Source organism: Opitutia bacterium ISCC 52, from assembly GCA_014529675.2.
In the GTDB taxonomy this organism is placed as follows: domain Bacteria; phylum Verrucomicrobiota; class Verrucomicrobiia; order Opitutales; family UBA2995; genus UBA2995.
Genome location: CP076040.1, coordinates 1,724,740 through 1,735,730, shown reverse-complemented (window position 1 = coordinate 1,735,730; position 10,991 = coordinate 1,724,740). Strand labels below are relative to the sequence as shown.

The following is a 10,991-nucleotide window of genomic DNA, read 5'->3' as shown; positions in this document are numbered from 1 at the left end:
GCTCCATGAAGTTAGACCTTATTCCCCGTTCTCTTCTCCTGTCAGCCATCAGCGCCTGTGTACTAGCCAGCTGCCTACTTGCGACCGAAGGAAGCGCTGAAGACAACCGTCCCAACATCCTGCTGATTGTCTCGGAGGACAATGGTCCCGAGCTCGGGTGCTATGGCGACCCCTATGCACGAACGCCTCACCTGGACCATTTGGCCACTGAAGGACTCCTCTTTCGTCGCGCCTATGTCGCCCAAGCTGGTTGCAGCCAAAGTCGCGCCAGTTTCCTCACCGGTCTCTATCCTCACCAGCACGGCCAGATCGGATTGGCGACTTGGAACTTCCGACTCTATCGCGAGGACACACCGAATCTACCCAAGAGCCTCCAGGCCGCAGGGTATCGCACGGGGCTCATCGGCAAGCTCCACATAAATCCAGCTTCCGCTTTTCCCTTTGATGTCCACCACATCACGAACGCTAATTTCGCCCGGGAGAATCTCGGAGATTATGCAAAACACGCGGAGACCTTTATAAACGGAGGGGATGCGCCCTTCTTCCTCAGCGTCAATTACCCCGACCCGCACGACCCCTGGATTCGCCAGGTCGACGGTTTGCCGGCAGATCCGCAAACCGGTGACGAGGTCAAACCCATGACTTACATGGGATTGGACGACCCGGCCATGCGGGAAATGATCGCCGACTATTACAATTGCCTCAGCCGAATGGACACCTTGATCGGCGATCTCCTTGCCGTTCTTGAGCGCTCCGGCAAGGCCGGCGATACCATCGTCATCTACCTTGGGGACCACGGCGCAGATATGCTTCGAGGCAAGCGCACCAGCTATGAAGGAGGCGTCCGCATTCCTTTGCTCCTTCGCTGGCCGGGACGAATCTCGCCCCAACAACGGGATGACCTAGTCTCTACCATCGACTTGATGCCTACCCTTTTGGAAGCAGCCGGGGCGATGCCGGTCCCTAACCTGCCGGGTCGTCCCCTTCAGCCCCTTTTCCAGCCTGGCACTCCCGCCTGGCGCACCTACCTGTTCACCGAGTATCACACTCACAGCGCGACCAGCTTCTTCCCTCAGCGGACCGTCCGTAACGATCGCTTCAAGCTGATCGAGAATCTCCTCTCCGGTGAGGTTCATCCTGACTACGAGTTCACGCTCACCAAGCTGGTCGGAGAGGCGAAGTTCAACGACCCTCACAAGTCCTTTGATCCTCAAGCCGTCATCGCGGCCGCCGCTGAGGAGGTCCGTCGTGCCTACGCTCTGATGCGACAGCCGCCCCGCTTCGAGCTTTATGATCTGAAATTGGATCCCTTTGAGTTTCACAATCTCGCCGACAAGCCCGCCCACGCCGAGGTTTTGAATGAGCTCCAACAGCAAATCCTCGCCTGGCGAGACCGTACGCACGACCCACTTCTCGATCCCCGAAACCTCAAACGGTTGACCACCGAAGTCCGTGCCATCTCCAGCAAACGCCAATCCCGAGAAAAACCTTGGAGCTATCCCGATTACTTTGATCACACCAACCTAACTAATAAAATAAATCGCTTAGAGGATTAATTCTTTGGGATTTACACAAAACATCCTTCCATAACGTCGTTTCTCATGCCTTTGACGGTTGATAGAGTTTCCGTAATTGATCAGACGGTAACCGTTATCAGGAATGGTATTCTTGATGGCGATTGGAGCGATTGGCTTCCTGGCGAGCGAAGACTGTCCAAGGACCTTGGGGTAGGTCGAAACAGCCTGAGGGCAGCTCTTAAGATCCTGGAAATGGAAGGGATGATTAAAATCATTAACAGACAAGGCGTTCGAATTACCAGGAATTCCTCCAAGCTAACCACGAAGAAAAGTCATGTCGTTGGAGTCCTTTCTCCCAGTCCAATCGAAACCGTTTATCCCAGAAAGATTCTCTATATTGACGCTTTGCGCGACCGGCTGGCAAAAGACGAGTATGTTCTGAAATATTACGATGGAAACCAATACTTCAAGACGGGTTCGGAAAAGGCTATTCAACGATTAGTTGAACAGGAGAGGTGCGATTGTTGGATGCTGGTGGCATCTAATAAAGCCGTCCAAAATTGGTTCTGTTTAAACAACATACCCTGCCTGATCGCTGGTTCCTGTCATCAGGGAATAGATTTGCCTTATGTAGACGTTGATTATCAGGCGCTTTGTCGCCATGCCGTAGCGACTTTGCGACGCTTGGGACATCGGAACATTGTTTACCTAACTCCTCCACCGCTACTGGCTGGAGACATTCGAAGTGAAACTGGATTTCTCGAAGGCATTAACGAACATTTTGAAGATAATCCAGCAGTAGGAAACATTGTGCATCTGGATTCCTCGGTTAATCGCATAATACACATAGTAAATCGGCTCATGAAACAGCGCTCCAAGCCCACCGCCATGCTGGTTAACAATGCATTCCAGTATTTGACGGTATTCAGCGCGCTCACCCAAAGGGGCTTGCGTGTTCCGAATGATGTTTCCCTGATATGCCGGGGATCAGAGTATTTTCAACGCTACCTTAGGCCCACTCCTGCCCGTTATGAGCAAAGCCCCATCCTGTTTGCCGGAAAGTTGTACCGCAACATCAAGAGACTGATCCACAATACCTCCACAAAGCCGAAATCCGTTTTGTTGATCCCCGATTTCGTGGAAGGAGACAGCATCTCGCATCGCGAAGCCTAACGGTTAAAGAATAGGGGGAGAATTAGCTTTTTCTTCTGGTTCCTTAATAGAACCACAGTGAAGCCCTTGAATCTGTGATTCGGAAACGCATGATTACGCTGGTAGATCGATTCAAATTGTCGCCAGACACTACCCCATGACATCGAAACAAGACTATTTATCGACATGAAGGTTATCCATTATTCATTAAGCGGACTCATTCTGGCCGCGGTTCTAGCCTGTGGTGAAAACATCCGGCCCAACATTCTGCTGATCACTTCCGAGGACAATGGCCCCGAACTGAGTTGTTATGGGGAACCTTATGTGCAGACACCGAATCTGGATAAGCTGGCGGAGACCGGCGTGCGTTTCGATCGAGCCTTTGTAACCCAAGCCGGTTGCAGCCAATCCCGTTCTTCGATTCTTACCGGACTTTATCCCCACCAGAATGGCCAGATCGGTTTGGCGACCTGGGACTTTCGGATGTATCAAAAAGATACGCCGAACGTCGTCCGCAGTCTTAAGGATGCGGGATATCGCACCGGGATCATCGGAAAGCTTCACATCAATCCCGCCTCCGCTTTTCCGTTCGACTTCAAAGAAATACCAACTGCCAACTTCGGTCGCAAGAAACTCGGTCGATACGCGAGTTTGGCAGGCGAATTTATGAAGGCTTCCGAGGATCCTTTCTTCCTCATGGTCAATTATCCGGATGCCCACCGGCCTTTTATCCCGCAAGTGGAGAACCTCCCAGAAAAACCGCTCACGGGAGCGGACGTAAAACCGCTCGCCTACATGGGAGTCGATCATCCCGACCTGCGGCAGCAAACAGCCGACCACTACAACTGTATGAATCGTTTGGATACGCTGATTGGAGATCTCCTGCAGAAGTTGAAGAGGAGCGGCAAATCAGACAATACGCTCGTCATCTATCTCGGCGATCACGGAGCCGACTTGCTTCGAGGCAAGCGAACCTGCCTGGAAAGTGGCCTGCGCATTCCGCTGATTGCTTCGTGGCCCGGCATAAGCAAAGCGGGTCAAGGAAGACGAGAGCTCGTCTCCACGATCGATTTGTTACCGACCATCCTCGAAGCGTCTAGAGTGGATGCGCCAAACTCTCTGCCAGGACGTTCACTGCTTCCTCTGCTAAAAGGTAAGAAGCCGGAATGGCGCCCCTACTTGTTTGCCGAGTGGCATTTGCACGGACTATTCAACTTCTTCCCGCAACGGTCGGTTCGGGGTGAGCGATACAAGCTGATTCACAACCTGGCGCCCCACTTGGAAAATCCCGAATTCGATTTCGTTATGGAACGTCACTTTCCAAAAGTAAGTACAAGCATCATCGAGTCCAATCCTGCCATTGCTGCCGGATATCGATCGATGAAACACGCTCCCGAATTCGAGTTATACGACCTGGAGAACGATCCCTACGAATTCAAGAACTTGTCAGGCGATAGAGACCATCAAGTCATCCTCGAGCGACTCAAGAAACAGCTTTTCGCCTGGCAGGATAAGACAAATGACCCCTTACGACATCCCGACGTGTTGCAACAGTACATCGATGAAATCATCACTGCCATTGGAGATGGAAATCCCAAAAAGAGTGCCGATTGGAAATGGCGGTATCCTGAGTACTTTTTCGAATCACACTAATACCTTCAACTTTACCCAAAGAATTAATCACCGAACTCGATGATCAAACGATACCCGCTACGATTCAGCCTCCTGATCTGCTCCGTTCTTGCACTTACTATTGCGAGCTTAACCCTTACGGCTACCGAACAACCTGTTGTGAGGTGGGCGATCCAGGACGAACCCGAATTTCGCTACCACTTTTTGGAGAAAACCAAGACCACCAACTTGTTGTACGCGACTCCGGAAACAGGAACCTTTAACCTTCACGGTTTCCTTCGCTATTATAAAGGCGTGCTCTTTGCTTCCTGGGATAACCAGGCGCGAGATGAAAATACGGCCGGGCAGCATGGTGTCTTTCGTTACTCAACCGATGAAGGAAAAACCTGGTCGAAACAAAAGCGATTATTTCCTCCACTCGCCGACTATGTCCCGGCCTCGGTAGCCAAGATACCCAAGCCATTTCAGACTTCCCAGGGCTTTGCCGAAGTAGATGGTAAATTGTATGCGGTGACCTGTGTCGACCGGGCTTTGAGAGAAAAAGTGTATCGCTTCAACGAAGTCTCACGCACCCGGATCGGCTTACTCGCTTGCGAGGTGCGTGTGGACGGAACAGTAGGGCCGGTCTTCTGGCTGTCCGACGAATCCCCAAAGCCGGAAACTGGCTATCCATCCATACCCGCCGGCAACCCTTCACTGGTTGCCAAGCTCAACGCCTATTTCAAGGAACCAGCCAACTTACCCCAGTTACTCTTTAGACCAAGACAGTGGCCTGATTCCGATGACGAACACCGCATGACTGAGCCTACCCAACCTTGGCGCCTTGACAACAGGACCTGGGTAAGACTTTATCGAAATCAGGGGACAGTTCACGCAACCACTCGCGCCGAGATCGAGGCCTCAAGGCCCCGTCGCCACTATGCCTCGTTCTCCTTTGATGACGGGAAAACATGGAGCGCGCCCACACGTACCAATTTTCCGGATACAGGGGCACGGGCCAATTCAGGGCAACTGCCGGACGGTCAATTCTATGTGATCAACAATCCGCTGCTCATGTCCGCAAGACAGGGCGGTAGGCAGATGCTGGCCATCTCCCTATCCAAGGATGGACTCATCTTCGATCGCATGGCGGTCATCAAGTTTGGTACACCTAGCCAGCGATACGAAGGCAAATCAAAAGGGGCTGGAGGTTTCCAGTATCCGCATTCCGAAGTGGTCGGAAAACACCTCTGGGTCATCTACTCGGTTAATAAGGAAGACGTCGAAGTGACTCGCATCCCATTGGCAGAACTTTATGCCATCGATAGCGCATCGCAAAGGCCCGTCTCCCATTAGCATGATTACCATCACCCTATATCCAGCTCTTGAGTATGCGACTAAGGAATAGACATGAGATCAGCTGCTGAGGTGTTAAAGACGAAAGAACTCCCTCCAGTGTACTTGGACGGCATAACCCTGGATCAGTCATGACGCCTGTCGACTGGATTATTGTATTTATCTACGCGACTTCGACGATCGTAGTTGGCTGGTATTTTGGTAGAAAGCAGAAAGACACAAAAGAGTATTTCATTGGATCAGGTAGCATGAATCCGATCCTGGTTGGCGTCTCTTTGTTCGCCACGCTTCTGAGTACGATCAGTTATCTGGCGATACCAGGAGAAGTCCTGGGTAAGGGTCCTGCCTATATGGCCGTCTACCTTTCCTATCCGTTCATATTCCTCACCCTGGCATTTGTGATTCTTCCGGTCTACATGAAGAATCGTGTCACAAGTGCCTACGAGTTACTGGAACAACGCCTTGGACTGAGTGTTCGCATGCTGGGCGCGGCGATGTTTCTCACGTTAAGATTAGTCTGGATGTCCTTGCTGATTTACATGACCGCCAAGGCCATTGCCATTATGATCGGCGCGGGCGATGAAATGATTCCCTGGATCGTTATAGTAACCGCGATCTTTGCCATTACCTATACCTCTGTCGGCGGGCTACGTGCCGTCGTCATAACCGACCTGATGCAATCCCTTCTTTTGTACGGCGGGGCATTAATCGTTATCGGCACAGTTACCTGGAAGATGGGTGGCTTCGCCTGGTTTCCAACTGAATGGCAATCGGATGTGTGGGACAAGCAACCATTGTTCAGTTTAGATCCGTCAACAAGAGTCACGGTCGCAGGCTCCATGCTGTGGATTTTCCTGTTTCTAGTATGCACTTCCATGGGTGATCAGGTCTCCGTCCAGCGGTACATGTCGACAAAGGATGTCAGAGCCGCGCGTAAAGCCATCGCCATGCAATTGACCACCGCCTTTGTTGTTGGATCGACATTGGGCGTTGTTGGTTTGGCACTGCTTGGATTCTTCCAAGTAAGTCCAGATTTATTACCGGCAGATGGCTCCGTAAAATCTCAAGCTGATCAGCTATTTCCGCACTTCATAGCGGCCCAACTGCCACCGGTGGTAACGGGCTTGGTGGTCTCGGGCCTCTTTGCAGCGGCCATGTCCAGCATCGACTCAGGCGTGAATTCGATCACGGCTGTCGTAATGACCGACTTCCTCGACCGGTTTGGACGGAAACCACAGTCGGAGAAACAGCATCTGCACGTGGCGCGCAGCCTGGCCATCGGAATCGGTGTCATCGTTGTCTTAATCAGCACACTTGTGAAGTATGTCCCTGGCAACTTCCTCGCAGTCACGAACAAGACGACCAATCTGCTAACAGGACCCATCGCACTGTTATTTATTTTTGCACTCTTTGTGCCCTTCGCTAACGCGCCTGGGGTTTGGATCGCAACCTTGGCCAGTGTCGCGGCCGCGGCAATTGCGGCGTTCTCCGGAGTCCTGTTTGGGCCTGATCCGATTACAGGTATGGATCCAATCAGCTTTCAATTAATACTTCCAACCGGACTGATTGTGGGCCTGTTGGTCGGCCTTGTAGCCTGCAAATTGTTTTCCTGGACTAAAAAAAGCTAACGGAATCTTGGAGTGGTCCTGGTATTCATCCTCTTTCATACATCAACACATTACGCAGAAAAAATTATCATGAGAAGAAGCAAAACTCTCGCCCGCATGCGCAAGGGTGAAATCATCCGCACATGCGTGCTTGGACATTATATACCCGCATTCGTCTGCAACGCAGCTCGAGCGGGTTACGATTGTATCTGGCTCGATCTGGAACACAGGCTTTTCTCACCTCGCGAGGTCCAGGCGCTCCTGGCCTACTCGCATCTTTATGATATCGATATCATGCTCCGGCCCCCGACGCTGGAAAAGATTGGCTTGTATCGATACCTTGAGGAAGGCGCCGCCGGATTGCTCGTTCCACAAGTGTCCACCGCCGAAATGGCGAAGGAGCTCGTTGATGCCGTCAAGTTTCCCCCCTTGGGTGAGCGGGGAATTGACAACAGCGGTTTGGACGCTGACTTCCAATATCACGATCCGGATGAATTTGCGGCCTGGGCAAATCGAGAAACATTTCTTTGCGTACAGATCGAGACGCCGCTTGCCGTTCGCAATGTTGAATCCATTGCCGCGGTCGAAGGAGTGGACATGATCTTCGTGGGACCCGCAGACCTCGGGTTGCGGTTACGGCAGAGCGGCGAGATGACGCTTGAGCAGGCGTGGGAAACCGTGGCTGCCTCCTGCCAGAAGCACGGAGTCGCTTTCGGAGGCCCCACGCTATTGCCGGAGGATTTAAAACGGCGTGCTCAGCAGGGAGCGCAACTGCTGGTTGCCAGCGCAGAATTTAAAAGTTGGTCGAACGGGTTGAAGGAGGATTTCCGGAAATTCGATGAAGCAACATGAACCTATAATAGGAGGAATCAGACTATGAAGATGATTATTGGGGGACAAAATGTCGAAGCGAGCGATGGCGCGGTTCAAGAGGTAATTAATCCCGCCACGCATACGGTGGTCGATACCGTACCCATGGCAACGACGGAGGACATAGACCACGCTTTGTTGAACGCGCGGAAAGGCTTCAAAACATGGGCACAAGTACCCCTGCATAAAAGAATAGAAACCCTGTACGCCTTCGAAGAGCTCTTTAAGGAAGCCAGAGAAGACCTCATCAAACTGGGCATGGAGGAAATGGGAAAAACCGAAACCCTGGCCGCTGGAGAAATCAACGTGGCCACGCTCCTAATCAGGAACTTTTGCGAAGCCGCCCGCTCGCTGGGCGGCGAAACATTCGCGCCAGGAAACCATCCCATCGCAGAGAACGATCTGGTCCTAACTGTTAGAGAACCCTGGGGAGTCGTCTTCTGTCTACTCCCGTTCAACAGCCCCATTTCGCTCTATGTTCAGAAAGCAATCCCTGCACTGCTGATGGGCAATGCCGTGATAGTAAAACCGGCCTCCGATACCCCGCTTTGTAATATCGTGATGACGGAACTGCTGTTGAAAAGCGGCGTTGAACCGAACGCTGTGCAAATCCTCACTGGCAGTGGCTCCAAAGTCGGCAAATACATTGTGGCGAGTAAAGATATCGATGTGGTCAGTTTAACCGGCAGCACGGAAGTCGGCATTCAAATTGCCAAGGATTGTGCTGAGCATTTACACCGGGTGTCATTGGAGCTGGGAGGAAATGATGCATTGATCATCCTGGAGGACGCCGAAATGGATCTGGCCATCCACGAATCTTTCTGTGGGCGGCACGTGCATGCAGGCCAGATATGCTGCGCAAGCAAACGCTTTATGGTGCAGAACTCGATCCGGGAGGAATTTACCAACCAGCTTCTGGAGAAAATCAAGGCCATCCAAGTCGGAGATCCGAATGACGAAAATACGACCTTCGGACCCGTTACTTCCGAAAAAGCGGCGATCGATATTGAGCGGCAAATTCAACATTCAGTCGAACAAGGAGCACGCCTGCTGTTTGGCGGCAAACGTTTCAACCGTACCTTTATTGAGCCGACTCTGCTGACGGATGTTACTCCCGATATGGATATCGCCCGGGATATGGAAATATTCGGACCGGTTTGGCCCATTATCGGCTTCGACACCATTGAAGAAGCCATTGAAATAGCGAACAACTCCATCTACGGGCTCTCCGGCGGCGTGATGACACGCGATCAGGGGAAGGCCATGCAAATTGCTCGAGCCCTGCAGACGGGATGCTGCGTATTCAATGGAAGCGGCCTTTACCGCTCTGCCGACCAACCCTTCGGCGGGTACAAAATGAGCGGCATCGGACGTGAGGGCGGACGATTCACACTCGAGGAGATGAGCCAGCTAAAAACACTCGTATTCAAAAACCAATACTAATGCTTCCATCGGCAAAAATCGTCCAGGCAGGTGACAAAACCTTCCTGTCATGCATTGCCCGCCAATAGCGCTCCTCATGAATGTCATCGACAAATTTTCTCTTGCTTTCTCGCTGATACTCCCGGTGACCGTGAGTCTGACAGAGGCGGTTGCCCAACCGGTTAGTATGCCAGTGGTCGAATGGACGGCTGGAGATGCGCCGGATCATCGATATCACTTTCTAGAAAACGTGAGAACCACAAAGCTTTGGCGTGGAACCCCGGAGAATGGAACGTTCAGCCACCACGGATTCCTCGCTTATTTCGAAGGAGTTCTCTTCGGCTGCTGGGACAGTCAGGCCCGCGACGAAAATACTTCGGGCCAGCACAGCATTCTCCGGTTTTCGCTAGACGACGGAGAAACATGGTCCGAACCGAAGGTCTTGTTTCCGCCGCTTGCCGACAACGTGCCCGCTTCCGAGACGGAAAGCCCCAAACCCTTTCAAACCTCGCAAGGATTCGCCGTGATCGACAATCGACTCTACGCCGTCACCTGCGCTGACAGGGAGTTGGAAGAAAAGGTTTATCGTTTCAATGAGGTATCGCGGGTCCGGATCGGATTCCTAGCTCGAGAGGTGCGAACGAATGGATCGCTCGGCGATATATTCTGGTTGTCTGATAAAGCTCCTAAAGCAGAGCCCGGCTATCCTGCTCGTCCAGTGGGAGATCCTTCTCTTGTTGAAAAGTTCAAGGCCTATTTCAAGGAGCCGGCCAACTTGCCACAGCTCCTCTTCGGCCCCAGACAATACCCGGATTCAGATGATGACCACCGCATGAATGAACCGAGTCCGCCTTGGCAGCTCGCCGACGGCACTTGGGCGCGGTTCTATCGTGACGGCGGCAGCATCCACGCTCAATCCCGCGCCGAGGTGGATGCATCGCGGCCTCGTTGTAATTACGTTTCCTTTTCCTTTGATGGGGGCAAAAAATGGACAATCCCTACAAGGACCAATTTCCCGGATTCCGTTGCCCGAACCAATGCCGGGAAGCTGCCGGATGGCCAGGTCTACGCGATCAACAACATCCTGCCCATGACGCCACGCCAGGGCGGTCGCTCCATGCTTGCCATCTCGTTGTCTCGGGACGGTCTCAATTTCGATCGAATGGCCGTCATCAAGTTCATAGCGCCGCCGCTAAGGCACAAGGGGAAATTCAAGGGGGCTGGGTACCAGTATCCACATTCGGTTGTGGTCGGCGATTCCCTGTGGGTAATCTATTCAGTAAACAAGGAAAATATGGAAGCAGTCCAAATTCCTCTGTCGGAGCTCTATTCCCTTAATAGATCCTCCCTGAGATCCTTCGACCCCGAACCTGGTTATTTCTTTCCCGCGTCCATCCCTTGAACAACTACCGGAGCGGATAAACACCGAACTAATTTTGTATCCACCCATTCGTTA

8 protein-coding genes are annotated in these 10,991 nt (G+C 52.3%); all 8 read left to right on the top strand.

Annotated elements, in window-relative coordinates; genetic code table 11:
• Nucleotides 1–5 precede the first annotated feature (5 nt).
• The 8 genes from GA003_07445 (at nt 6) to GA003_07410 (ending at nt 10,937) form a co-directional block, all read left to right on the top strand.
• Nucleotides 6–1,556 (top strand): sulfatase, encoded by a 1,551-nt coding sequence (locus tag GA003_07445; protein QXD29789.1) that lies wholly within the window; start codon nt 6–8, stop codon nt 1,554–1,556.
• A 45-nt stretch (nt 1,557–1,601) separates the two neighbouring features.
• Nucleotides 1,602–2,690 (top strand): substrate-binding domain-containing protein, encoded by a 1,089-nt coding sequence (locus GA003_07440; GenBank protein ID QXD29788.1) that lies wholly within the window; start codon nt 1,602–1,604, stop codon nt 2,688–2,690.
• 165 nt (nt 2,691–2,855) lie between these two features.
• The gene (locus tag GA003_07435; GenBank protein QXD29787.1) at nt 2,856–4,322 is read left to right on the top strand and encodes a sulfatase; all 1,467 of its coding nucleotides are present in this window, start codon (nt 2,856–2,858) and stop codon (nt 4,320–4,322) included.
• Nucleotides 4,323–4,361: 39 nt separating this feature from the next.
• A complete protein-coding gene (locus GA003_07430) occupies nt 4,362–5,636 on the top strand; it encodes an exo-alpha-sialidase (protein ID QXD29786.1) in 1,275 nt (424 codons plus the stop codon).
• A 131-nt stretch (nt 5,637–5,767) separates the two neighbouring features.
• Nucleotides 5,768–7,264 carry a sodium/solute symporter gene (locus GA003_07425; GenBank protein QXD29785.1) on the top strand — a complete coding sequence of 499 codons (1,497 nt, stop codon included), beginning with the start codon at nt 5,768–5,770 and terminating at the stop codon, nt 7,262–7,264.
• Nucleotides 7,265–7,333: 69 nt separating this feature from the next.
• The gene (locus GA003_07420; protein ID QXD30370.1) at nt 7,334–8,095 is read left to right on the top strand and encodes a 4-hydroxy-2-oxovalerate aldolase; all 762 of its coding nucleotides are present in this window, start codon (nt 7,334–7,336) and stop codon (nt 8,093–8,095) included.
• Between the two features lie 24 nt (nt 8,096–8,119).
• Nucleotides 8,120–9,556 carry an aldehyde dehydrogenase family protein gene (locus tag GA003_07415; protein ID QXD29784.1) on the top strand — a complete coding sequence of 479 codons (1,437 nt, stop codon included), beginning with the start codon at nt 8,120–8,122 and terminating at the stop codon, nt 9,554–9,556.
• Between the two features lie 49 nt (nt 9,557–9,605).
• A complete protein-coding gene (locus GA003_07410) occupies nt 9,606–10,937 on the top strand; it encodes an exo-alpha-sialidase (GenBank protein QXD29783.1) in 1,332 nt (443 codons plus the stop codon).
• Nucleotides 10,938–10,991: the final 54 nt, after the last annotated feature.

Bases quoted from the DNA above. Each gene is read 5' to 3' on its own strand.
- GA003_07415 (QXD29784.1), top strand. From the start codon at position 8,120: ATGAAGATGATTATTGGGGGACAAAATGTCGAAGCGAGCGATGGCGCG.
- GA003_07410 (QXD29783.1), top strand. From the start codon at position 9,606: ATGCATTGCCCGCCAATAGCGCTCCTCATGAATGTCATCGACAAATTT.
- GA003_07445 (QXD29789.1), top strand. From the start codon at position 6: ATGAAGTTAGACCTTATTCCCCGTTCTCTTCTCCTGTCAGCCATCAGC.
- GA003_07430 (QXD29786.1), top strand. From the start codon at position 4,362: ATGATCAAACGATACCCGCTACGATTCAGCCTCCTGATCTGCTCCGTT.
- GA003_07420 (QXD30370.1), top strand. From the start codon at position 7,334: ATGAGAAGAAGCAAAACTCTCGCCCGCATGCGCAAGGGTGAAATCATC.
- GA003_07435 (QXD29787.1), top strand. From the start codon at position 2,856: ATGAAGGTTATCCATTATTCATTAAGCGGACTCATTCTGGCCGCGGTT.
- GA003_07440 (QXD29788.1), top strand. From the start codon at position 1,602: ATGCCTTTGACGGTTGATAGAGTTTCCGTAATTGATCAGACGGTAACC.
- GA003_07425 (QXD29785.1), top strand. From the start codon at position 5,768: ATGACGCCTGTCGACTGGATTATTGTATTTATCTACGCGACTTCGACG.